Source organism: Stenotrophomonas sp. AGC87, assembly GCF_057333975.1.
Genome location: NZ_JBHFHW010000033.1, coordinates 51,317 through 73,833 on the forward strand (window position 1 = coordinate 51,317; position 22,517 = coordinate 73,833).

20 protein-coding genes are annotated in these 22,517 nt (G+C 65.0%); 15 read left to right on the plus strand and 5 right to left on the minus strand.

Features of this window, described 5'->3' with window-relative positions; all coding sequences use genetic code 11:
* Positions 1 to 16: 16 nt before the first annotated feature.
* The 5 genes from ACE026_RS13725 to rpmH all read right to left on the minus strand — a co-directional run bounded on the left by ACE026_RS13725 (position 17) and on the right by rpmH (position 4,992).
* Positions 17 to 1,069, minus strand: a complete 1,053-nt coding sequence (locus ACE026_RS13725; protein ID WP_486039465.1) for a glycerophosphodiester phosphodiesterase — start codon at positions 1,067 to 1,069, stop codon at positions 17 to 19.
* Between the two features lie 136 nt (positions 1,070 to 1,205).
* A complete protein-coding gene (gene mnmE / locus ACE026_RS13730) occupies positions 1,206 to 2,549 on the minus strand; it encodes a tRNA uridine-5-carboxymethylaminomethyl(34) synthesis GTPase MnmE (RefSeq protein WP_486039411.1) in 1,344 nt (447 codons plus the stop codon).
* A 108-nt stretch (positions 2,550 to 2,657) separates the two neighbouring features.
* Positions 2,658 to 4,355 carry a membrane protein insertase YidC gene (gene yidC, locus ACE026_RS13735; RefSeq protein ID WP_486039412.1) on the minus strand — a complete coding sequence of 566 codons (1,698 nt, stop codon included), beginning with the start codon at positions 4,353 to 4,355 and terminating at the stop codon, positions 2,658 to 2,660.
* Positions 4,355 to 4,846 (minus strand): ribonuclease P protein component, encoded by a 492-nt coding sequence (gene rnpA / locus ACE026_RS13740; protein ID WP_313211276.1) that lies wholly within the window; start codon positions 4,844 to 4,846, stop codon positions 4,355 to 4,357. Before rnpA ends, yidC begins: the two co-directional genes overlap by 1 nt.
* 5 nt (positions 4,847 to 4,851) lie before the next feature.
* A complete protein-coding gene (rpmH, locus tag ACE026_RS13745; protein WP_006404565.1) occupies positions 4,852 to 4,992 on the minus strand; it encodes a 50S ribosomal protein L34 in 141 nt (46 codons plus the stop codon).
* Between the two features lie 253 nt (positions 4,993 to 5,245).
* On the opposite strand from rpmH, the gene dnaA reads away from it, so the two are divergent.
* The 15 genes from dnaA to ACE026_RS13820 all read left to right on the plus strand — a co-directional run bounded on the left by dnaA (position 5,246) and on the right by ACE026_RS13820 (position 22,515).
* On the plus strand, positions 5,246 to 6,580 hold the full coding sequence (gene dnaA / locus ACE026_RS13750; protein WP_046272260.1) for a chromosomal replication initiator protein DnaA: 1,335 nt from the start codon (positions 5,246 to 5,248) through the stop codon (positions 6,578 to 6,580).
* A 276-nt stretch (positions 6,581 to 6,856) separates the two neighbouring features.
* Positions 6,857 to 7,957 (plus strand): DNA polymerase III subunit beta, encoded by a 1,101-nt coding sequence (dnaN, locus tag ACE026_RS13755; protein WP_019184048.1) that lies wholly within the window; start codon positions 6,857 to 6,859, stop codon positions 7,955 to 7,957.
* 1,152 nt (positions 7,958 to 9,109) lie between these two features.
* Positions 9,110 to 10,207 (plus strand): DNA replication/repair protein RecF, encoded by a 1,098-nt coding sequence (gene recF, locus ACE026_RS13760; protein WP_259260735.1) that lies wholly within the window; start codon positions 9,110 to 9,112, stop codon positions 10,205 to 10,207.
* 113 nt (positions 10,208 to 10,320) lie between these two features.
* The gene (gene gyrB / locus ACE026_RS13765) at positions 10,321 to 12,780 is read left to right on the plus strand and encodes a DNA topoisomerase (ATP-hydrolyzing) subunit B (RefSeq protein WP_486039413.1); all 2,460 of its coding nucleotides are present in this window, start codon (positions 10,321 to 10,323) and stop codon (positions 12,778 to 12,780) included.
* A 74-nt stretch (positions 12,781 to 12,854) separates the two neighbouring features.
* Entirely contained in the window at positions 12,855 to 13,706 is an 852-nt protein-coding gene (locus tag ACE026_RS13770) for a CPBP family intramembrane glutamic endopeptidase (protein WP_486039414.1), read from the plus strand.
* A gap of 72 nt (positions 13,707 to 13,778) precedes the next feature.
* The gene (locus ACE026_RS13775) at positions 13,779 to 14,585 is read left to right on the plus strand and encodes a M48 family metallopeptidase (RefSeq protein ID WP_313211272.1); all 807 of its coding nucleotides are present in this window, start codon (positions 13,779 to 13,781) and stop codon (positions 14,583 to 14,585) included.
* Between the two features lie 142 nt (positions 14,586 to 14,727).
* Positions 14,728 to 15,924 carry a tetratricopeptide repeat protein gene (locus ACE026_RS13780; protein ID WP_486039415.1) on the plus strand — a complete coding sequence of 399 codons (1,197 nt, stop codon included), beginning with the start codon at positions 14,728 to 14,730 and terminating at the stop codon, positions 15,922 to 15,924.
* A 146-nt stretch (positions 15,925 to 16,070) separates the two neighbouring features.
* Positions 16,071 to 16,739 carry an energy transducer TonB gene (locus tag ACE026_RS13785; protein WP_088435269.1) on the plus strand — a complete coding sequence of 223 codons (669 nt, stop codon included), beginning with the start codon at positions 16,071 to 16,073 and terminating at the stop codon, positions 16,737 to 16,739.
* 86 nt (positions 16,740 to 16,825) lie between these two features.
* Positions 16,826 to 17,584: a TonB-system energizer ExbB gene (gene exbB / locus ACE026_RS13790; RefSeq protein ID WP_019184055.1), complete on the plus strand. Its 759-nt coding sequence runs from the start codon at positions 16,826 to 16,828 to the stop codon at positions 17,582 to 17,584.
* Positions 17,585 to 17,641: 57 nt separating this feature from the next.
* Complete coding sequence (locus ACE026_RS13795; protein WP_046272259.1) at positions 17,642 to 18,067, plus strand: ExbD/TolR family protein; 426 nt, start codon at positions 17,642 to 17,644, stop codon at positions 18,065 to 18,067.
* Positions 18,068 to 18,070: 3 nt separating this feature from the next.
* Positions 18,071 to 18,484, plus strand: coding sequence for an ExbD/TolR family protein (locus ACE026_RS13800; RefSeq protein ID WP_046272258.1), 414 nt, complete (start codon positions 18,071 to 18,073; stop codon positions 18,482 to 18,484).
* Positions 18,485 to 18,599: 115 nt separating this feature from the next.
* The gene (cls, locus tag ACE026_RS13805) at positions 18,600 to 20,060 is read left to right on the plus strand and encodes a cardiolipin synthase (RefSeq protein WP_486039416.1); all 1,461 of its coding nucleotides are present in this window, start codon (positions 18,600 to 18,602) and stop codon (positions 20,058 to 20,060) included.
* A 68-nt stretch (positions 20,061 to 20,128) separates the two neighbouring features.
* Positions 20,129 to 20,389 (plus strand): hypothetical protein, encoded by a 261-nt coding sequence (locus ACE026_RS13810; RefSeq protein WP_019184059.1) that lies wholly within the window; start codon positions 20,129 to 20,131, stop codon positions 20,387 to 20,389.
* 4 nt (positions 20,390 to 20,393) lie between these two features.
* Entirely contained in the window at positions 20,394 to 21,137 is a 744-nt protein-coding gene (locus ACE026_RS13815; protein ID WP_486039417.1) for a pyridoxine 5'-phosphate synthase, read from the plus strand.
* Between the two features lie 286 nt (positions 21,138 to 21,423).
* Complete coding sequence (locus ACE026_RS13820; RefSeq protein ID WP_486039418.1) at positions 21,424 to 22,515, plus strand: PA0069 family radical SAM protein; 1,092 nt, start codon at positions 21,424 to 21,426, stop codon at positions 22,513 to 22,515.
* The last annotated feature ends 2 nt before the right edge of the window (positions 22,516 to 22,517 follow it).

Here is a 22,517-nt window from a genome sequence, read left to right on the forward strand (position 1 = left end):
GACCAACGGGGGGGCCCTACGGGGTCGCCGCCACGCCATCCCCATCCACCGCACGCCGGCCCAGCGCCGGGTCATCGGTGAAGAACGCATCGATGCCGGTGGCCAGGTAGGCGCGCATCTCCGCGACCGAGCCTTCGGCATTGCGGGCATTCGGCTCGCCGCTGCGGAACTCCGCGGCCTGGAAGTAGTTCTCCGGCCGGAACGTATACGGCACCACCATCAACCCGGCCGCATGCGCATCACGCACCAGGGAGGTCGGGGTGCCGAGCTTCCCCTGCGCATCCAGTGGAATGACCATGCGCAGGCTCGGGCCGATGCCGTCGGCGTAGGTTGCGACCTGGCGCAGTCCCGCCGGGGTGATCAGGTCGGCATAGCGCTGGTTGCCCTTGGCGGCCAGCACGTCACCGGGCTGCTGCTTGGGATCGCCGAGCAACTGCAGCAGGCGGATGTTGCTGTCGCGGCCGAGCTTGCCGCGCAGGTAACGCAGGTTGCCGACCTCGAAGGACTGGATCGTCACCGGTGCCACGCGCGTATAGGCGTTGCCCTGCAGCGCGGCGACCACCTTGTCTTCCATCGGCAGGCCGATGCGCGTGAAGTAGGTGCCGTGCTTGATCTCCGGCACCAGCCCGATGCCGCGGTTGGCGCGCCCGGCCTGCTGCACCAGGAAGGCGATGATCTCGTCCAGCGTGGCGATGCGGAACTGGCCGTCGAAGGCGGTGCTGCGCAGCTGCGGCAGGCGCTCGCGGGCGTACAGCGTCTTCAGCTCGGCCAAGGTGAAATCTTCGGTGAACCAGCCTTCCATGCGCTCACCGTCGATAGTCTTGACGGTCCTGCGGCTGGCGAACTCGGGGTGCGCGGCCACATCGGTGGTGCCGCCGATCTCGTTCTCGTGCCGCGATACCAGCACGCCGTCCTTGGTCATCACCAGGTCCGGCTCGATGTAGTCGGCGCCGTCGGCGATGGCCTGCGCGTACGCGGCGAGCGTGTGCTCGGGCAGCAGCGCACTGGCGCCGCGGTGGCCGTAGACGGCGGCCTTGGCCGGCGTGGAGGAAGACGATTCAGCGCTCATGGCCACCGATGGTGCCACGGCCAGCGACACCAGCAACACACATCCCCACAACTGCTTGGACACTGCAAATCCCTGTCGATAAAGATCACGGTCAGTCTGCTGCAAGGGTGTGACAGCGCGAAGAAAGGCCGCGTGCCTACTTCCCGATACAGAAGCTCGAGAAAATCCGCCCGAGCAGATCATCGGCGCTCATCCGCCCGGTGATCTCGCCCAGCGCCTCGTGGGCCAGGCGCAATTCCTCCGCCGCCAACTCCAGGTGCTCGTGGACCAGCTCCGATTCGGCGCGTTCGGCATGGCCGATGGCCTGGCCGATCGCCTCGACGTGGCGGGCGCGCGCGGAGAATTCACCGTCCACGCTGTCGCCGGCACTGCCGCTGGCCAGCGCGCGCAGGCGTGCGTGCAGCTGATCCAGGCCGAGGCCGGTCGCGGCCGAGACATGCACCACGTCCGCCGGGGCGTCGGACGGGATCGCGGCCAGCAGGTCACTCTTGTTGTGGATCCACAGCTGCTGCGGCACGTCGGCGATGCTGTCGCCCACTGCGTCGCGGCCGGCCTGGGGATCGCGCGCATCGACCACCACGATGGCCAGGTCGGTGCGCTGCATTTCTTCTCGGGCGCGGCGCATGCCCTCGCGCTCGATCGCATCGCCGCCTTCGCGCAGACCGGCGGTGTCCACCAGGGTCAGTTCCAGGCCATCGATGCGGATGGTCTCGCGCAGGGTGTCGCGGGTGGTGCCGGCGATGTCGGTGACGATCGCCCGCTCGCTGCCGGCCAGCGCATTGAGCAGCGAACTCTTGCCGGCGTTCGGCGGCCCGACCAGCACGGCGTGCAGCCCGTCGCGCAACTTGCGGCCGCGTTCGGCATCCTCGCGCAGCCGGATCAGCGCCTGCAGCGCGGTGACCAGGCCACTGCGGACCTGCGCGCCACCGAGGGTATCGAGCGGTTCGTCGGCGAAGTCGATCGCCGCCTCCACGTGGATCCGCAGCAGAACAAGCTGTTCTGCCACCTCGTCCACGCGGCGCGAGAACACCCCGTCCAGCGAGCGGCGGGCCGCGCGCGCTGCGCGGGTGTCGCTGGCGGCAATCAGATCGGCGATCGCCTCGGCCTGGGCCAGGTCGAGCTTGCCGTTGAGGAAGGCCCGCTCGCTGAACTCACCGGGCCGCGCCTGCCGGGCCCCCAGTGCGATGCAGCGCGCGACCAGCTGCTGGAGCACCACCGGGCTGCCATGCCCCTGCAGTTCCACCACCTCTTCGCCGGTGAAGCTGTTCGGCGCCGGGAACCACAGCGCGATGCCGTCGTCGATCACCTCGCCGGCCGCATCGCGCAAGCGCGCGTAGTGCGCATGGCGTGGCTGCATCGCACGCACGCCGATCGCCTCGGCGATGGGCCGCGCCTGCGGGCCGGACAGCCGCAGCATGCCGACGCCGCCCGCGCCAGGCGCGGTGGCGATGGCCACGATGGTGTCGGGGGCATGGGTCATGTCGGGCTCACTGCAGCGTGCGGGGAATCAGGGGGCATTCTACGGACCGCACGGTTGGCCGGGCCGCAGATGCAGGAAACCCGCCTTGCGGCGGGTCTCCTGTGTGGCTTACTTCTTGGCGGTGACGACCGGCAGCGGATCGCTGCCATGACGCTTGGTCATCCACCACTGCTGGAGCAGGCCCAGGCCACCGTTGACGACCCAGTACAGCACCAGACCGGACGGCATGAAGGCCATCATGACGCCGAACACCAGCGGCATCAGCTGCATCATCTTGGCCTGCATCGGGTCCATGCCCGGCGCCGGGGTCAGCTTCTGGGTGGCCCACATCACCGCCACGTTGATCACCGGCAGGATGAAGTACGGGTCACGTGCGGTCAGATCCTGGATCCAGCCCAGCCACGGGGCCTGGCGCAGTTCCACCGATTCCACCAGCACCCAGTACAGCGCGAAGAAGATCGGCATCTGGATGAGGATCGGCAGACAGCCGCCCATCGGGTTGATCTTCTCTTTCTTGTACAGCTCCATCATCGCGGTCTGGAACTTCTGGCGGTCATCGCCATAGCGTTCCTTGAGCTGCGCGATGCGCGGCTGGAAGCGACGCATCTTGGCACCGGACTTGTACTGCACCGCCGAGAGCGGATACAGCACCAGCTTCAACAGCACCACCAGGCCGACGATCGCCCAGCCCCAGTTGTTGACGACCTTGTGGACCTGGTTGAGGACCCAGAACAGGCCCTGGCCGATGATCGCCATCAGCGAGAAGCGGCTGTAGTCGACCACGCGGTCCAGGCCCTTCACGTCTTCCTTGGCGATCAGGTTGACCAGCTTCGGACCGACCCACAGGCGGGCTTCGGTGCTGACCTGCTGGCCCGGGGCCACGGTGAAGGCCGGGCCACGCGCTTCGATCTGGTCGCGCCCGTTGTTCTGCGCCAGCGAGTACTGCGCGGCCTGGTCGGCCTGCGGAATCCACGCGGTGAAGAAGTGGTGCTGCAGCATCGCCAGCCAGCCGCCGGTGATGGTGCGGTTGAGATGGCCGTCGTCCAGGTAATCCTTGAACGCGCGACGCTCGTAACCGTCCTGCGGGCTGAACCAGGTCGCGCCGTTGAAGCTGAACGAGTCCGGGTTGGTCATGCTGCGCGAGAGGATGGTCGGGGTGCGGTCCAGGGTGCGGAACACGTAGCCGCTCCACGGGGCGCTGCCGCCGTTGACGACCTCATCCTTGACGGTGATCGCGTACTCGTTGCGACCCAGCGAGTAGGTGCGGCGGATGGTCACCCCGTTCGGGCCGGTCCATTCGAAGGGCACCGTGACCTCGTCCTGGCCCTTGGCCAGCACGAAGTCGTGGTTGTCACCGACCAGCTTGAAGCCGTTGGCGGCCGGCACCGGCATGGTCTTGTCTTCGCTGATCCAGCCACTCACCGCGCGGTACGGGTGGGTCGCCTCTTCGGTCAGCAGGCGGACCGGCGGGCTGCCTTCTTCCTTGGTCTGCGGGAACTGCAGCAGCTCGGCATCCAGCACCGTGCCACCGTCCAGCACCAGACGCAGGACGTCGGTGGTGATGGTCACGCGGGCCGGACCGGCCTCGGCCTGGGCGGCCGGCTGTGCCGCCGGCAGGGAGCCGTCAGCCTGGGGCACGGGCGCACCGGGGATGCTCCCGGCAGCCGCACCCGGCACGCTGGCCTGGGTGGTCTGGGTGGCCACGGCCGGGGTCGGCGGCGCGGCTTTATCGCGGCCCCACTCCATCCACAGCAACACGGCCACCATCAGCCAGGCAAAAATCAGGAAAACGCGGGTCTGGTTCATCAGCGTGCAGGCTCGACGGGGCCGGCACGCAATGCCGGCTCGGACTGGGAAAGGGGTGCAACGCCCAGGGGCGGCGGCATTGTGCCGTCCGCGCCCGGCATGGGCAATGCGCCAAGGCGGCGCAGCAGGCGTTCAAAGGCCTGGCGGAGTTCGGAATTGCTGGCGGTACGGGCGGCACTACGGGCAACGACGACGTAATCGCCGGCACTCATCCACGGCCGTACGTGGCGTGTGGCATCGCGCAGCACACGCTTCACTCGGTTGCGACCCACGGCTCGGGGATCGACTTTGCGCGACACCGCAAGACCCAACCTGGCTGGCGTATCGCTCTTCAGCCAGTGCAGGGTCATCAGCGGATCGGACACACGGCGGGCGCCGTTGAAGACCGTTGTATATTCGGCACGCGTACGAACCCGCGCAGAGCGAGGAAATCGCTTGCGCGGGTCGGAACTGCTCACAGTCAGGATTGCGTCTGCCGCGGAAAGCGGCATTGCAATCAAGCGCTCAGGACTTTACGGCCCTTGGCGCGGCGACGCGACAGGATCTTGCGGCCGTCAGCGGTCTTCATACGGGCACGGAAGCCATGGTCGCGCTTACGCTTGAGGTTGCTGGGTTGGAAAGTGCGCTTGGTGGCCATGCGGGCCTCTATATGAAGGGGACGGAAAGAACCGGAAATTCTATAGACCTCATTGAGGTCCCGTCAAGTGTCTGTCACTACGGGAATTCACCGGGCTGTGCAATAGCTGTGGATCGTTTTGTGAATAACTTTGGGACAACCATTCCCGGCCCCCCTCGTCGGTGGTAGTCTGCGCCATCCATTCTTCCCCCCTTCCGGCCTGCGGTGCGGCGCTTTTGTTCGCCTATCCGCTGGCCCCAGACGATTATTGCCGATGGATGCCTGGTCTCGTTCTCTCGAACGCCTCGAAGCGGAGTTTCCGCCCGAGGATGTTCACACCTGGTTGAAGCCGCTGCAGGCAGATCTGCGCGCGGACAGCCTGGTGCTTTATGCGCCAAACGCCTTCATCGTCGACCAGGTGCGCGAGCTGTATCTGCCGCGCATCAAGGAACTGCTGGCGCACTTCGCCGGTTTCGGCGACGTTTTTCTTGAAATCGGCTCGCGTCCGCGTCCGGTAGAGGCGCAGATCGCGCCGATTCCGGGCCTGTCCGCACCGGCGGCGCCGGCTGAACCCCTGGTGCCGTTCGCCGGCAACATGGATTCGCACTACACCTTCGCCAACTTCGTGGAAGGCCGCAGCAACCAGCTGGGTCTGGCCGCGGCGTTCCAAGCGGCGCAGAAGCCGGGCGACCGGGCCCACAACCCGTTGCTGCTGTACGGCGGGACCGGCCTGGGCAAGACCCACCTGATGTTCGCGGCCGGCAATGCGATGCGTCAGGCCAACCCGGCGGCCAAGGTGCTGTACCTGCGTTCGGAACAGTTCTTCAGCGCGATGATCCGTGCGCTGCAGGAAAAAACCATGGACCAGTTCAAGCGCCAGTTCCAGCAGGTGGACGCGCTGCTGATCGATGACATCCAGTTCTTCGCCGGCAAGGACCGCACCCAGGAAGAGTTCTTCCACACGTTCAACGCCCTGTTCGACGGCAAGCAGCAGATCATCCTGACCTGCGACCGGTACCCGCGCGAAGTCGAGGGCCTGGAAGCACGGCTGAAGTCGCGACTGGCCTGGGGCCTGTCGGTGGCGATCGAGCCGCCGGACTTCGAGACGCGCGCGGCGATCGTGCTGGCCAAGGCCCGCGAGCGTGGCACCGATATCCCCGACGATGTGGCGTTTCTGATTGCCAAGAAGATGCGCTCCAATGTCCGCGACCTCGAAGGTGCGTTGAATACCCTGGCCGCACGCGCCAACTTCACCGGCCGTGCGATCACCACTGATTTCGCCCAGGAAACCCTGCGCGACCTGCTTCGCGCCCAGCAGCAGGCGATCAGCATTCCCAACATCCAGAAAACCGTGGCCGACTACTACGGGCTGCAGATCAAGGATCTGCTGTCCAAGCGTCGGACCCGGTCGCTGGCCCGTCCCCGTCAGGTTGCCATGGCCCTGACCAAGGAACTGACCGAGCACAGCCTGCCGGAAATCGGCGACGCCTTTGCCGGCCGGGACCACACCACGGTGCTGCATGCCTGCCGGCAGATCCGGACGTTGATGGAAGCGGACGGCAAGTTGCGGGAAGACTGGGACAAGCTGATCCGGAAGTTGAGCGAATGATGCATGTACGCCGCTAAGGCGTCATCGCATAAAACGGTGCAGAATCCGGTAGTAAGCGAGGTATAGGTTGTGGATAAAAAAGCCGCTCGATTCGACGGTAAAGTTATCCACACCTTTCCCCACCCCTTGGGGGCTAGTAATGCAGAGGGTTTCGCGGTCAAAAACCCTATTGTTTACAAGGGCTTAGTCGTGTTTTCCCGCGATTCTGGCCCTACCAGCACCACCAAGCTTTTGATTTATTCCACATTTTTTTAAAGCATAGGGGCACGGAACCACATGCGTTTCACACTGCAGCGCGAAGCCTTTCTCAAGCCGTTGGCACAAGTCGTCAACGTGGTCGAACGCCGCCAGACCCTGCCGGTTCTGGCTAATTTCCTGGTTCAGGTCCAGAACGGACAGCTGTCGCTGACCGGCACGGATCTGGAAGTGGAAATGGTGTCGCGGATCGCGGTGGAAGATGCCCAGGACGGCGAGACCACCATCCCCGCCCGCAAGCTGTTCGAGATCATCCGCGCCCTGCCCGACGGCAGCCGGATCACCGTCTCGCAGACCGGTGACAAGATCACCGTGCAGGCCGGGCGCAGCCGCTTCACCTTGGCAACGTTGCCGGCCAACGACTTCCCGTCTGTCGACGAAGTCGAAGCGACCGAGCGCGTCGCCATCGGCGAAGCGACCCTGAAGGAGCTGATCGAGCGCACCGCGTTCGCGATGGCCCAGCAGGACGTGCGCTACTACCTCAACGGCCTGCTGTTCGACCTGCGTGGCGATGCCCTGCGTACCGTGGCGACCGACGGTCACCGCCTGGCGCTGTGCGAAACCGAGCTTGAAAAAGCCAGCGGCGCCAAGCGTCAGATCATCGTGCCGCGCAAGGGCGTGACCGAGCTGCAGCGCCTGCTGGAAAGCGGCGATCGCGAGATCGAGCTGGAAGTCGGCCGCAGCCACGTTCGCGTCAAGCGCGACGATGTGACCTTCACCTCCAAGCTGATCGACGGCCGGTTCCCGGATTACGAGGCTGTCATCCCGATCGGTGCCGACCGCGAAGTGAAGGTGGATCGCGAAGCCCTGCGTGCCTCGCTGCAGCGCGCTGCGATTCTGTCCAACGAGAAGTACCGCGGCATCCGCGTGGAAGTCTCGCCGGGCAACCTGAAGATCAGCGCGCACAACCCGGAGCAGGAAGAAGCCCAGGAAGAGATCGAGGCCGATACCACGGTCAGCGATCTGGCCATTGGCTTCAACGTGAACTACCTGCTGGACGCGTTGTCCGCACTGCGCGACGAGCACGTCGTGATCCAGCTGCGCGATTCGAACTCCTCTGCCCTGGTCCGTGAGGCGAGCAGTGAGAAGTCACGTCACGTGGTGATGCCGCTGCGTCTGTGACCTGAGACGTGCAGGTTCCACGTGGAACCGAGTGGTTATGAGAAGCCCGGCATTGCCGGGTTTCTTTTTGGGCGGGAGAACGATGTTCCACGTGGAGCATTTGTTTTGCGGTTGGGATTTGGCTGTAGCCGTACCGCTCGTCTGATCCTTGCCGACGCAGCCCGACTCTCGTGAGCCCGATGCCAAGCAGCGCGCCTGCGCTTGGAAAACGAGCCCACGAGGTGATGACCGCGTTTTGCGCCCCGGGGGCTTCGGTTGGTGCGGCACCCGACGGGGTCAGCGCAAGAATGGCGACGGACCGCTGCCGCGCTAGTCGATTCTGCATGCGTCAACCGAGCGAACTGCGCGAATTGCTCGACCGCTCCGAAGAGCTGCGGTACCCGGCTTTTCAACGGCTGGATCACAGCTCTATGCTTTTAAAAACTGTATATAAATCTAAAGCTTGGTGGTGGTGGTAGGGCCAGATTTGGTTGAAAAGTAGGTTAAGTGTTTGGTTTTAAAGAGGAATATAGGCTCGAAACCCCCGGTAAAACAGGGTCTGAGCCTGGGGGTGATCCTGTGGATATCTTTCGAGGCCGTTCTAGAGGCCTTTTTTATCCACAGATTGCCCATAGGCTGTGCATAAGCCATACAGAGCGGGTGTGGACAGTCTCGTTTGGGTCTGCGCGCGTTGCTCGGGTTCTACGTTGGGTCGATTCGAGCCAACGTTCAGATTTAAAAAAACTGCGCTCCTGCCGCGTCCTGGTTCGTAAAGCGGGTAAAAAAACGGCGCGAATTCGTTGAAATCTGCAGTACCTCAGTGCTGCGTGCGCCTCAGATTTGAAGAAATTCAGACCCCCTCTTGCTGGCCATGGGGCGGAAAGCGGAGGTTTCACGTGGCGGTTCTGGCCGCGGCGCTGACGTCGGTGGCCGACATCGCGCTTGTCTGGCCCAATGACCGTAGGCGCCACCGGAAATGGCCGCATGGTAGAGCGAGCCGCCACGGCGCTGAACACCGAGACGGACGACCGACCGGCTCCTTCCGCGCTCGGCGACGGGTCAGGTGCCCACCCGCGGCGCGCGGGGCATGCGGCCACGTGGAACCTGGCCAATGCAGTAAGCTGATCGATTCCCCCTACCCCTCTGCCGCCCCGTGCGGCGTTGATCGTCCGCATGCACATCCGCCGTTTGTCCCTGCACCAGGTCCGTCGCTTCGATACCGTCGAACTGGCACCACAACCGGGCATCAACCTGATCACCGGTGACAATGGCGCCGGCAAGACCAGTGTCCTGGAGGCGCTGCACGTCATGGCGTATGGGCGCAGTTTTCGCGGCCGTGTTCGGGATGGCCTGGTGCGCCAAGGCCGGGAGGCGCTCGATGTGTTTGTGGAATGGGATGAGCAGCGCGAAGGTGCCGATACCCCGACCCGTCGCAAGGCCGGGCTTCGCCACAGCGGCCAGGAATGGAAAGGCCGACTGGACGGGGAAGATGTCGCTCAGCTGGGGACGCTTTGCGCCGCACTGGCAGTCGTCACCTTCGAGCCCGGTAGCCATGCGTTGGTCAGCGGCGGCGGCGAGCCGCGCCGACGATTCCTGGATTGGGGTTTGTTCCACGTGGAACCAGACTTCATGGGTCTGTGGCGTCGGTACTCGCGGGCCCTGAAACAGCGCAATGCCCTGCTCAAGCAAGGCGGGCACCCGCACGCGCTGGATGCGTGGGACCGGGAGCTCGCCGAGGCCGGCGAACCGCTGACCACCCGCCGCCAGCATTACCTGGAACGGCTCCAGGAACGGACCGTGGAACTGGCCGCCGTACTGGCGCCCAATCTGGGGATCCAGTCGCTGAGCTTGAGCCCCGGTTGGCGCAAACAGGAGGTTTCACTCTCCGATGCCCTGCTGCTGGCCCGGGAACGTGACCGAATGGCCGGCTATACCTCGGTCGGCCCGCACCGGGCGGACTGGAGCGTCGGATTCGAGACCATTCCGGGCCGGGATGCACTCTCGCGCGGCCAGGCCAAGCTGACCGCCCTCACCTGCCTGCTGGCGCAGGCCGAGGACTATGCCGAGCAGCGCGGCGAATGGCCGGTGATAGCGCTGGACGATCTGTCGTCAGAGCTGGATCGCCATCACCAGGCGCGGGTGCTGGAACGGCTCAAGGCCGGCCCGGCACAGATCTTCATCACCGCCACCGAGGTACCGGCGGCGCTGGTGGACGCGACAGATATCACCCGGTTCCACGTGGAACATGGACAGGTCCTGCCTGTGCCATAGTGGTCCCCCAGGGGCCACAGTGCCCGGCTGGTATAATTGCTGTTGCAACCCCTTATTACTCGGCGCCCCGCCTCACCGCGGCGGACCGACCTGCGGAGCCTACGGCAAGCGCAATGACTGAAGAACAGAACATCCCCGCAAACAGCGGCAACTACGACGCCAACAGCATCACCGCCCTGGAAGGCCTCGAGGCTGTCCGCAAGCGTCCTGGTATGTACATCGGCGACGTCCATGACGGCACCGGTCTGCACCACATGGTGTTCGAGGGCGTCGACAACTCCATCGACGAAGCCTTGGCCGGCCACGCCGACCATGTGTCGGTGATGATCCACGCCGATGGCTCGGTCTCGGTGTCGGACAACGGGCGCGGCATCCCGACCGGCAAGCACGAGCAGATGAGCAAGAAGCTCGATCGCGAAGTCTCTGCAGCCGAAGTCGTGATGACGGTGCTGCATGCCGGCGGCAAGTTCGATGACAACAGCTACAAGGTCTCCGGCGGTCTGCACGGCGTGGGCGTCAGCGTGGTCAACGCGCTCTCGCAGAAGCTGCTGCTGGATATCTACCAAGGCGGCTTCCACTACCAGCAGGAATTCGCTGATGGTGCTGCGGTCAACTCGCTCAAGCAGGTCGAAGCCAGCACCAAACGCGGTACTACCCTGCGCTTCTGGCCGTCGGTGAAGGCGTTCCACGACAACGTGGAGTTCCACTACGACATCCTGGCCCGCCGCCTGCGCGAGCTCTCCTTCCTCAATTCCGGCGTCAAGATCGTGCTGGTCGACGAGCGCGGCGATGGCCGCCGCGACGACTTCCATTACGAAGGCGGCATCCGCAGCTTCGTGGAGCATCTGGCGCAGTTGAAGACGCCGCTGCACCCGAACGTGATTTCGGTGACCGGCGAATCCAACGGCATCGTGGTGGACGTGGCGCTGCAGTGGACCGATTCCTACCAGGAAACGATGTACTGCTTCACCAACAACATTCCGCAGAAGGACGGCGGTACCCATCTGGCCGGCTTCCGCGGCGCGCTGACCCGTGTGCTCAACAACTACATCGAGCAGAACGGCATCGCCAAGCAGGCCAAGATCAACCTGACCGGCGATGACATGCGCGAAGGCATGATCGCGGTGCTGTCGGTGAAGGTGCCGGACCCGAGCTTCTCCAGCCAGACCAAGGAAAAGCTGGTCAGCTCGGATGTGCGCCCGGCGGTGGAAAGTGCCTTCGGCCAGCGCCTGGAAGAATTCCTCCAGGAAAACCCGAACGAAGCCAAGGCGATCGCCGGCAAGATCGTGGACGCGGCGCGTGCACGTGAAGCGGCGCGCAAGGCGCGCGATCTGACCCGCCGCAAGGGCGCGCTGGATATCGCCGGCCTGCCGGGCAAGCTGGCCGACTGCCAGGAAAAGGATCCGGCGCTGTCCGAGCTGTTCATCGTCGAGGGTGACTCGGCAGGTGGCTCGGCCAAGCAGGGCCGCAACCGCAAGAACCAGGCGGTGCTGCCGCTGCGCGGCAAGATCCTCAACGTGGAACGTGCCCGCTTCGACCGCATGCTCGCCTCCGATCAGGTCGGTACGCTGATCACCGCGCTGGGCACCGGCATCGGCCGGGACGAGTACAACCCGGACAAGCTGCGCTACCACCGCATCATCATCATGACCGATGCCGACGTCGACGGCGCGCACATCCGTACGCTGCTGTTGACCTTCTTCTACCGTCAGATGCCGGAACTGATCGAGCGTGGCCACATCTACATCGGCCTGCCGCCGCTGTACAAGATCAAGCAGGGCAAGCAGGAGCTGTACCTGAAGGACGACCCGGCGCTGGATGCCTACCTGGCCAGCAGCGCGGTGGAGAACGCTTCGTTGATCCCGGCCGAAAGCGAACCGGGCATCGAAGGCGTAGCGCTGGAGAAGTTGTTGCTGTCCTATGCTTCGGCGCAGGAAACCATTGCGCGCAACGGCCATCGCTATGATCGCCAGGTGCTCGAAGCACTGATCGATTTCACCCCGATGGATCTGGAGCACCTGCGCAAGGCCGGCGCCGATGAAGGCCTCGCCGCACTGGCGACCCGCCTCAACCAGGGCAGCCTGGGTTCGCCGCGCTACACGCTGGAACTGCAGGAACCCACCGACGAGCGTCCGGCCGCCGTGCTGGTCACGCGTCGCCACATGGGCGAACAGCTGATCCAGGTGCTGCCGCTGGGTGCGTTTGAAACCGGTGAACTGCGTGCCCTGCACCAGTCCTCGCTGCTGCTGCACGGTCTGGTCCGTGCCGGTGCGAAGATCAGCCGCGGTGCCAAGTCTGCCGAGATCGGCAGCTTCGCCGAAGCACGCAACTGGCTGCTGGACGAAGCCAAGAAGGGCCGCCAGATCCAGCGATTCAAGGGTCTGGGTGAAATGAATCCCGAGCAGCTCTGGGACACCACGGTCAATCCCGACACCCGTCGCCTGCTCCAGGTGCGGATCGAGGACGCCGTGGCCGCCGATCAGATCTTCAGCACGCTGATGGGCGATGTGGTCGAACCACGCCGCGACTTCATCGAAGACAATGCGCTGAAGGTCGCCAACCTGGATATCTGACACAATCGGGAACGGGGCCGGCCGGGTGCGACCTGCACCCTGGCCGGCCATCGCCCCCCGATGCCAGGAATCCGATGTCCGCTACCTCCCCGGCGTCCATGACGCCTCCGCTGCCCCCTGCCGTCCCGTCATCGCCGCGCAAGCCGGGTTCCCCGCTCGCGGGCTTCTTCATCGACCTGGGCATTGGCGTGCTGGTGCTGCTGTCGCTGAGCCTGATCAGCGGCTTGGTCTGGGGGCTGTACCGCGGGGCGATCGTTGGCTACCAGGCCGCCCGCGACGGCGCGGATGCGTCGGCCGTGGCCGGTCTCACCCAGCAGTTGGGCCAACCCGGTGCCCTCGCCCAGATCCTGATGGCGCTGGTCGCCACCGGCGGCGCTGCGCTGGTGCTGTATTTCTTCCGTCGCCGGGCCACGCCCGCCGAACGGGCGCTGTCCTTCCAGGCGGCACGCCGCCCCTCGACGTGGGGGTGGACGCTGCTGGTCGCCACCGGTGTGATCATCGGCAGCAATCTGATCGCATGGCTGGCCAAGCAGGGGGGCATCGAACCGGTGCCGACCAACCTGGCCCTGATGGAACAGGCGATCACGCGCTTCCCCTGGTTCCTCGCACTGTTTGCCGTGGTGCTCGCGCCGGCCTATGAAGAGCTGTTGTTCCGCCGTGTCCTGTTCGGTCGCCTGTGGCAGGCCGGTCGCCCGGTATTGGGCATCGTCCTGAGCAGCCTGGCGTTCGCCCTGGTCCATGAAATCCCCGGGACCAGTGCCAACGGCCCGTGGGAAATCGCACAGCTATGGCTTGTCTATGGCGGCATGGGCGCGGCCTTCGCCTGGCTCTACCAACGCACCGGAACCTTGTGGGCGCCGATCGCCGCGCATGCCTTGAACAACGGCATCGCCCTGGTCGCGCTGATGTTCCTGGGCATCCATTGATCGATCACGCGGCTTGACGAAAATTTACGTCGCCGCGTTCCACACTGCGCACATGAACACGGGGGATCGCACATGAAACCAGTGCTGTTGGGAATTGCCATCGCCATGCTGGTGAGCGCGTGCGCCACCACGACCTCACCTACCGGCCGCCGCCAGATGGTCGGCGGTGTTTCGCAGGCGGAACTGGACCAACTGGGCGCGCAGGCGTTCACCGAGACCAAGTCCAAGGGAACCCTCAGCAAGGACCCGAAGCAGACCGCGTACGTGCAGTGCGTGGTCAATGCGCTGGTCGCCCAGTTGCCGCCTCAGTACCGTGGCGTACGGTGGGAAACGGCGTTGATGGTCGACAAGGAGCCCAACGCGTTCGCCCTGCCCGGCGGCAAAGTCGGGGTCAATACCGGCATCTTCACGGTCGCCAAAAACCAGGATCAGCTGGCCGCAGTGATCGGCCACGAGATCGGGCACGTCATCTCCCGCCACCACGAAGAACGCATCACCCGCCAGATGGGCGCGCAGACCGGCCTATCGGTGCTCGGGGCACTTGCCGGCGCAGCCTACGGTGAGGGCGCGGCCAGTACCGTCAGCCAGCTTGGCGGTGCCGGTGCGCAGGCCGCGTTCCTGCTGCCCGGCTCCCGGACCCAGGAAAGCGAGGCCGATATCGTCGGCCAACGGCTGATGGCCGAGGCCGGTTTCAACCCCGCCCAGGCCGTGGATCTGTGGCAGAACATGATGGCCGCCAGCGGTGGTCGTTCGCCCCAATGGCTCTCCACCCACCCCGATCCTGCCAACCGTATCCGTGAACTTCAGCGAGACGCGCCGTCCCTGAGTGGTGTATACCAACAGGCCCAGGCGGCCGGGCGCAGGCCAAAGTGCGGCTGACGCGTCCGGATACGACTAAAAGATGCTGTATTGCAGCATCGGAAACGATTTCTCACGCCATCAGTTTCTGATACGTTTGGCGGCTCAGATTTTTCTGACAGTCCGTTTTGATGCCGCTGCGGCGGTTCGATCGAGGTGAAAGATGATTTTCAGCAACCACAAGCAAGCCGTCCTTTCCGTCCTCATCGCGACCGCTGTAAGTGGCGCCATGATCACCGATGCCTTCGCCCAGGCCCGCTCGTCGGAGCGTGGCGCGCGTGGCGGGAAGAAGCAGGCCAAGGCCGAAGTGCTCTACCCGCAGGCGACCCGCCAGGAGCCGGAGCAGAAGTCCTCGGCCAAGGTCGGCCCGAAGCTGCAGAAAATGATTGACAGCTACAACGACCAGAAGTTCCCGGAGACGCGCGCGCAGGCCGACGAGATCCTGGCCAATCCCGCTGCCAACGCCTACGACAAGTCGCTGGCCGCGCAGCTCGCCTCGCAGGCCGCCTACCAGCTGGACGACGTTGCCTCGGCCAAGAAGTATTTGGAGCAGGTGCTGCAGCTCGGCGGCCTGGACAACAACGGCCACTACCAGTCGATGCTGATGCTCGGTCAGCTGCAGCTGCAGGACGACCAGATCAACGAAGGCCTGGCCACGCTGGACAAGTACTTCGCCGAGACCAAGTCGAACAAGCCCGAAGAGCTGATCGCCAAGGGCCAGGCGCTGTACCAGGCCGAGCGCTACGCCGAGGCCATCCCGGTGCTGCAGCAGGCCATCGCCGGCTCGCCCGAGCCGAAGGACAACTGGAACCAGTTGCTGATGGCTGCCATGGCCGAAGCCGGCCAGACCGGTGAAGCGGTCAAGCAGGCCGAAGCGCTGGCCGCCAAGAACCCGAACGACAAGAAGGCCCAGCTGAACCTGGCCAGCATGTACATGCAGGCCGACCAGATGGACCAGGCCGGCGCGGTCATGGCCAAGCTGTACGCCGCCGGCCAGCTGACCGACGAGCGCGAGTACAAGCAGCTCTACTCGATCTACGCCAACAGCGAGAACAAAGAAAAGGACGTCATTGCCGTTATCAATGATGGCCTGCAGAAAAACATCCTGAAGCCGGATTATCAGGTATACCTGGCACTGGCCCAGGCGTACTACTACTCCGACCCGCAGCAGGCGGACAAGGCGATCGAGGCGTGGCAGAAGGCTGCCCCGCTTTCCAAGGACGGCGAGACCTACCTGAATCTGGCACGCGTGCTGCATTCGGAAGGTCGCATTCCGGAGGCCAGGCAGGCCGCCCAGCAAGCGCTGGCGAAGGGTGTGAAGAACCAGGCGGATGCCAAGAAAATCATCAACCTGAAGTAAGTAGGAATAACGCCTGAACGCCTGCATAAGTGATGCGCAGGCGCTCAGGATTGGTATAAGCTTGGAGGTTCCTGCGGTGTCATGCACCGCTGATCATGGGCTACCTGTCCCCGGGTATCCCGGCCCCACTAATGAGCTCTTGGCGCATGACGGAACAACTAGTCGTTCACAGGTACGAACAACGCGATGACACCGGCCTCTCCTGGCCGCGTATCGTGGGTATCGCTTTTGTAATCGCACTGCATCTCGCCGCCTTCATGATGCTTCTGATCCCGGCTGTGGCTCCCAAGGCCGTGGCGGAGAAAGAACGCAACATCATGGTGACCCTGGTCGACGCTCCGCCGCCGCCACCACCGCCGCCGCCGCCGCCGCCGCCGGATGACACCCCGCCGCCGCCGGTCAAGAACCTGTCGCCGCCGAAGCCGTCCCCGGTTCCGCCGCCGCCGCAGGCTCCTGTGGTCGATATCCCGGACCCGCGTCCGACCGACATCGTCACACCGCCTTCGCCGCCGTCGCCGCCGCAGCCGCCGAGCACCATTGAGGCAAGCGTCGACATCTCGTCGAAGAACATGAACCCCCCGCGTTACCCGCCGGCCGCGTTCCGTGCTGGTATCCAGGGTGAAGTCATCCTGATCATTGACGTCGATGCCAATGGCAACGTCACCAATGTGTCGGTCGAGAAGTCCAGCCGTAACCGTGACCTCGATCGCGCCGCCATGGACGCAGCTCGCAAGTGGAGCTTCCGTTCCGCGGAATCGGGCGGGAAGAAGGTCGCAGGTCGCGTTCGCGTCCCGGTCAACTTTGCGCTGAACTGATAGTGGCCGGTGGCCCGCCGGCCACCGCCCCTAGCGGTTATTTCTAGCAATACCCTTTATCACCACACACAACAAAGGTAAGCGTCATGCTGCAGGAACTTTTCATCGCCGCTGCTGCCGGGGGCAACTCCAACGCCCTGTCGCAGATGGGCTTCGAGCACCTGATCCACGAGATGACCACCCAGCCGGGTGACTTCGCCGTCTCCTGGGTCGTGCTGCTGACCCTGATCATCATGTCGGCCATGTCCTGGTACTGGACCGTCATCAACATCTTCCGCGCCACCCGTCTGAAGGCTGCTGCCGACAAGGTCGTGAGCCTGTTCTGGGATACCCCGAACGCCCAGGACGCCATCCGTGCGATGGAAGAACAGCCGGCTTCGGAGCCCTTCTCCAAGATCGCTCTGGACGCTGCACAGGCTGCTGCGCACCACCAGCGTTCGGAAGGCGGCACCTCGGGTGGCCTGGGTGAGAACCTGAGCCGTTCGGAGTTCGTCGATCGCGCCCTGCGTCAGGCCGTGACCCGCGAAAGCAACAACCTGCAGTCGGGCATGACCCTGCTGGCCACCGTCGGCGCGACCGCTCCGTTCGTGGGTCTGCTGGGTACCGTGTGGGGCATCTACGGCGCGCTGATCAAGATCGGTGCCACCGGTTCCGCCTCGATCGACGCCGTTGCCGGCCCGGTGGGTGAAGCACTGATCATGACCGCCATCGGTCTGTTCGTGGCTATCCCGGCCGTGTTCGCCTTCAACTTCTTCAGCAAGATCAACAGCGCCACGATCAGCAAGTTCGATACGTTCGCTCACGACCTGCACGACTTCTTCGCCACCGGTTCGCGCGTTCGCTAATAGCGACGCGCGTCACCCAGCGAGAACGTAGTCAACACGATCTAGACGGAGCCCGTTATGGCTTTCAGTAGTGGTAACAGCGGCGGCCCCATGGCCGACATCAACGTTACGCCCCTCGTGGACGTGATGCTGGTGCTGCTGATCATCTTCATCATCACGGCGCCCCTGATGTCCCACAAGGTCAAGGTGGATCTGCCTGAGGCCAACCTGGTGCAGAATCCGGAAGACGCTGAAAAGCGGGCGAGCCCGATCACCTTGGCAGTCAAGGAAGACGGCTCGATCTACTGGAACGACGAGGAAATCGACAAGCAGACTCTTGAGTCGCGCTTGGCGACCGCCGCCCAGCAGACCCCGCAGCCGCCCCTCAACCTGCGTGGTGATCGCACCACCAAGATGCGCGTCATCAATGAGATGACGAAGGTCGCGCAGGAACAGGGCATGCTCGACGTGGGCTTCGTCGCCACCAAAGTAAAGGGGCAGTAAGCCATGGCGTTCAGTACTGGTGGTAACAAAGGCCCCATGGCCGACATCAACGTCACGCCCCTGGTGGACGTGATGCTGGTGCTGCTGATCATCTTCATCGTCACCGCGCCGATCATGACGTACCCGATCGCCGTTGACCTGCCGCAGCGCGTGCTCAACCCACCGCCGGTGACGGTCGAACCGCCGCCGCCGATCGAGCTGAAGGTGGACGCCAGCAACCAGGTGTCGTGGAACAACAGCCCGGTGGCTGTGGGCGAACTGCAGCAGCGTATGGAACAGGAAGTGCAGCGCGATCCGACCAACCAGCCGGAACTGCGCATCGATGCCAGCCCGGACTCCGAGTACGACGTGATGGCCAAGGTGTTGGCTGCCGCGAAGAATGCTCAGATGAAGAAGATCGGCTTCGTACAGCAGTAATACGCAAGACGCAGTCATGACGCGACTGGAAAACGCCCCTGGAAACAGGGGCGTTTTTTTTGTGCCGCCGGCCGTGGATACGCGCCAGCGCCACGCCGCCCGCTATCATCCGGCCATGCTCGCAACCTTCGACGTCTTCGGGGACTGGCTCGATGCCATCCCCCACCTGCGCCCCCTGATGGTGGCGGCCTACATTCTCTATCTGCTGTGGCTGACCGGCTGGATCATGCTGCAGAAGCGCGAGCCGGTCGCCACGCTGAGCTGGATCCTGTCGCTGGCCGCCCTGCCCTATCTGGGCCTGTTCATCTATTACCTGCTCGGCCCGCAGAAGGTGAAGCGGCAGCGCCTGCGCCGTGGCCGTTCGCGCTCGGGCATGGAGCACTACAGCAGCGTCTGCCCACCGGACGCGGACTGCACCGAGCTGGCCAAGATCGCCCAGGCCACGACTGGCCTGGCGCCAAGCTCGGCTACTGAAGTGGAGTGGCTGGTCGATGGCGCGGCCACCTACAGCGCGCTGCTGGCCGCCGTGGCCCAGGCGCAGGATCACCTGCACCTGGAGTACTACATCTTCAACCCGGACCACGCCGGCACCGCGCTGCGCGATGCGCTGACCGAGCGGGCCACCGCCGGCGTACGTGTGCGTCTGCTGCTGGATGCGGTCGGTTCTTCGTCCATCCGCAAGCGCTTCCTGCAGCCGCTGCTGGAGGCCGGTGCCGAGGTGGTCTGGTTCCATCCGCGGCAGCTGCTCAAGCCGTTCAAGCGGCCGTGGTTGAATCTGCGCACGCACCGCAAGCTGGTCATCATCGATGGCCTGCAGGCGTTCACAGGTGGCATCAACATCACCGATGAGGAGGACGAGAGCGTCCGCCCGGATGCGTATCGCGACCTGCACATGCGGCTGCGTGGCCACGTAGTGCGCAGCCTGCAGCTGGTCTTCATCGAGGATTGGATCTACGCCACCGGCCAGGAGCCGGCGCGCTTCAACATCGCCCAGCTGTGGCCGGAGACCATGCCCAGCCGCAGCGAGGGCAGCATCAATGCGCAGGTGCTGGTGTCCGGTCCGGATTCCTCCTGGGAGACCATCCACCGGCTGCACGTGGCGGCGATCCACGAAGCGAAGGAGCGCGTCTGGCTGGTGACGCCCTACTTCGTGCCCGGCGAAGCCGCACGCATGGCACTGACCTCGGCCGCACTCGGTGGCCTGGACGTGCGCCTGCTGGTGCCCAAGATGAGCGACTCCTGGTTCGTCACCCAGGCCGCGCGCTCCTACTTCGACGAGCTGCTGCAGGCCGGGGTCAAGATCTACGAATACGGCCCGCGCATGCTGCACACCAAGGCCTTCATCGCCGATGACGACGTCTGCATCGTCGGCAGTGCGAACTTCGATCACCGCAGCTTCCGGCTCAACTTCGAGCTCTCGATGATGATCAGCGATACCGGCCGCGTTGCCGCGCTGGCCGAGATCCTGCTGGCCGAATACAGCAGCGCCGCGCCCGTCTACAACGACCGCCAGCGTTCGCTGTGGCGGCACCGTGTTCCGGAGGCGTTCGCCCGCCTGGCCTCGCCGCTGCTGTAGCCACTGCTCCCCGTGGAACCGCACCCGGCGCCAGCGCTACACTGGCCCGGTCAATCGGGGAGAACGACATGTACTGGCTGTTTCTGCTGTTCGCGCTGGCCTGTTTCGGCATGGCGCTCAAGACCCCCCACATGGGGCTGATGGCGCTGTCGCTGCTGGGCACCCTGGTGTTCCTGCTGGCGTGGGTCCGCGGCCTCTACGTGGCCCGCTTCGGCGATGTGCAGCCCACCCGCGCAGCCATCACCGATCCCAACGAACTCCGTCGGCTGCGGGAGCTCGCCCTCCAGGCGCGCACCCCGACCGCTCAGGGTGAATCCGACCCCTCGTAGTGCCATGACCCAACTCAGCGTCAACGTGAACAAGATCGCCGTCCTGCGCAACTCGCGGGGTGGCACCGACCCGGACGTGCTGCAGGCCGCCCGGGCCTGCCTGGATGCCGGCGCCCACGGGATCACCGTGCACCCGCGCCCGGACCGCCGCCACATCCATGCCGAGGACGTGCTGGCGCTGTCCGCGCTGACGGCCGAGCGAGGCGTGGAGTTCAACATCGAGGGCAACCCGTTCGCGCCCCCGCGTGAGGGCTACCCCGGGCTGCTGCCGCTGTGCGCGCAGACCCGCCCCGCCCAGGCCACCCTGGTGCCGGACAGCGACGGCCAGCTCACTTCCGACCACGGCTTTGATTTCGGCCGTGATGCACAGCGCCTGCGCCCGCTGATCGCCGAGTTGAAGACGTACGGCTGCCGGGTCAGCCTGTTCGTGGACGCAGGCAACCCCGACATCGCCCAAGCCGCGGCCATCGGTGCCGACCGCGTGGAGCTCTACACCGGCCCCTACGCCGAGGCGCATGCCGCCGGTGACGCCACCGCGATGCTGGCGGTGTTCGCCGATGCCGCCCGCCGCGCCCAGGCGGCCGGCCTGGGCGTCAACGCCGGGCACGACCTGTCGCAGGACAACCTGGCGGCGTTTCTGCAGGCGGTGCCCGACGTGTTGGAGGTCTCCATTGGCCACGCCCTGATCAGCGAAGCCCTGTACGACGGGCTGGATGCCACGGTGAAAGGATATCTGCGGCTGCTCTGATGAGGCGCATATCCCTGCCACATAAGGCCCCCCGCATCCGGTAGGAGCCGACCGTTGGTCGGCTCAGCCGCCTGGTGACATGGCACGCCAAGCACCCGCCCTGCCCCTGTGGATAATTTTGGGGATCAAATCGGCCCCCACCCCCGGCGACCCTTGCCCGGCGCGGGTTTCACTTCCAATTGCCCCTGTGGTTAGTAATACTACTAACCATGGAAATCTCCTATCTCCGCCGTTCCGACGCCACGACGTCTCATTCCCTGAGACCTCGCGGCGATAGCCTTTGAGCATGGGTATTGCGATCAAAGGCCGAGGCTCCAGCACGCACTTGGCGGGCCGCTTCGAGGTCACCGTCAGCGAAGCGATGGACGACGGCTGGGCGCCGGACGAGAGCGAGGAGTTCGCCGCGCCGCGTCTGCGCACGGAAGTGCGCGCCGAGACCGCCCGCAGCATCATCAGCCGCAACAAGTCGCCGGACGTCGGCTTCAGCCAGTCGGTCAATCCGTACCGCGGCTGCGAGCATGGGTGCTCGTACTGCTTCGCCCGACCCTCGCACGCCTATCTCAATCTCTCGCCCGGGCTGGACTTCGAGACCAAGCTGTTCGCCAAGACCAATGCGCCGCAACTGCTGCGCAAGGAGTTTTCGCGCCCCGGCTACGTGCCGCAGCCGATCGCGCTGGGCATCAACACCGACGCCTACCAGCCGATCGAGCGCAAGCTCAAACTGACCCGCCAGCTGATCGAGGTGATGCTGGAAACCCAGCACCCCTTCTCGTTGATCACCAAGAACGCGCTGGTCGAGCGCGACATCGACCTGCTCGCGCCGCTGGCGGAAAAGCAGCTGGTCAGCGTGCACTTCTCGGTGACCTCGCTGGACCCCCACCTGTCCGCCAAGCTGGAGCCGCGCGCCTCGGCCCCGCATGCACGGTTGCGCGCGATGCGTCGCCTGAGCGATGCCGGCATCCCGGTCGGGGTGATGGTCGCGCCGGTGATCCCGTGGATCAATGATGCCGAACTGGAAGCCGTGCTCGAGGCCGCCCACGATGCCGGTGCCACCACCGCCGGCTACGTGCTGCTGCGCCTGCCGCTGGAAGTGGCGCCGCTGTTCCGCGATTGGCTCGACACCCACCATCCAGACCGCGCCACGCACGTGATGAGCACCATCAACCAGCTGCGCGGCGGCAAGGATTACAACAGCCAGTTCGGCACGCGCATGCGCGGCGAAGGGGTCTACGCCGATCTGCTGTCCAACCGTTTCAAGCTGGCCCGCAAGCGCCTGGGCTTCGATGCGCAGCACAGCCACTGGCCGAAACTGGATTGCACCCGCTTCCTGCGGCCGTTGCCGCCGCGGGTGGAGTCACCGCAGGGCTCGTTGTTCTGATC

What these genes read in the sequence shown, in the direction of transcription:
- ACE026_RS13725 (WP_486039465.1), bottom strand. Translation starts at nt 1,069, where the DNA reads ATGAGCGCTGAATCGTCTTCCTCCACGCCGGCCAAGGCCGCCGTCTAC.
- cls (WP_486039416.1), top strand. Translation starts at nt 18,600, where the DNA reads ATGCTCGCAACCTTCGACGTCTTCGGGGACTGGCTCGATGCCATCCCC.
- ACE026_RS13795 (WP_046272259.1), top strand. Translation starts at nt 17,642, where the DNA reads ATGGCTTTCAGTAGTGGTAACAGCGGCGGCCCCATGGCCGACATCAAC.
- dnaA (WP_046272260.1), top strand. Translation starts at nt 5,246, where the DNA reads ATGGATGCCTGGTCTCGTTCTCTCGAACGCCTCGAAGCGGAGTTTCCG.
- ACE026_RS13800 (WP_046272258.1), top strand. Translation starts at nt 18,071, where the DNA reads ATGGCGTTCAGTACTGGTGGTAACAAAGGCCCCATGGCCGACATCAAC.
- ACE026_RS13820 (WP_486039418.1), top strand. Translation starts at nt 21,424, where the DNA reads ATGGGTATTGCGATCAAAGGCCGAGGCTCCAGCACGCACTTGGCGGGC.
- mnmE (WP_486039411.1), bottom strand. Translation starts at nt 2,549, where the DNA reads ATGACCCATGCCCCCGACACCATCGTGGCCATCGCCACCGCGCCTGGC.
- ACE026_RS13780 (WP_486039415.1), top strand. Translation starts at nt 14,728, where the DNA reads ATGATTTTCAGCAACCACAAGCAAGCCGTCCTTTCCGTCCTCATCGCG.
- dnaN (WP_019184048.1), top strand. Translation starts at nt 6,857, where the DNA reads ATGCGTTTCACACTGCAGCGCGAAGCCTTTCTCAAGCCGTTGGCACAA.
- ACE026_RS13785 (WP_088435269.1), top strand. Translation starts at nt 16,071, where the DNA reads ATGACGGAACAACTAGTCGTTCACAGGTACGAACAACGCGATGACACC.
- yidC (WP_486039412.1), bottom strand. Translation starts at nt 4,355, where the DNA reads ATGAACCAGACCCGCGTTTTCCTGATTTTTGCCTGGCTGATGGTGGCC.
- ACE026_RS13810 (WP_019184059.1), top strand. Translation starts at nt 20,129, where the DNA reads ATGTACTGGCTGTTTCTGCTGTTCGCGCTGGCCTGTTTCGGCATGGCG.
- gyrB (WP_486039413.1), top strand. Translation starts at nt 10,321, where the DNA reads ATGACTGAAGAACAGAACATCCCCGCAAACAGCGGCAACTACGACGCC.
- ACE026_RS13775 (WP_313211272.1), top strand. Translation starts at nt 13,779, where the DNA reads ATGAAACCAGTGCTGTTGGGAATTGCCATCGCCATGCTGGTGAGCGCG.
- rnpA (WP_313211276.1), bottom strand. Translation starts at nt 4,846, where the DNA reads ATGCCGCTTTCCGCGGCAGACGCAATCCTGACTGTGAGCAGTTCCGAC.
- rpmH (WP_006404565.1), bottom strand. Translation starts at nt 4,992, where the DNA reads ATGGCCACCAAGCGCACTTTCCAACCCAGCAACCTCAAGCGTAAGCGC.
- ACE026_RS13770 (WP_486039414.1), top strand. Translation starts at nt 12,855, where the DNA reads ATGTCCGCTACCTCCCCGGCGTCCATGACGCCTCCGCTGCCCCCTGCC.
- recF (WP_259260735.1), top strand. Translation starts at nt 9,110, where the DNA reads ATGCACATCCGCCGTTTGTCCCTGCACCAGGTCCGTCGCTTCGATACC.
- exbB (WP_019184055.1), top strand. Translation starts at nt 16,826, where the DNA reads ATGCTGCAGGAACTTTTCATCGCCGCTGCTGCCGGGGGCAACTCCAAC.
- ACE026_RS13815 (WP_486039417.1), top strand. Translation starts at nt 20,394, where the DNA reads ATGACCCAACTCAGCGTCAACGTGAACAAGATCGCCGTCCTGCGCAAC.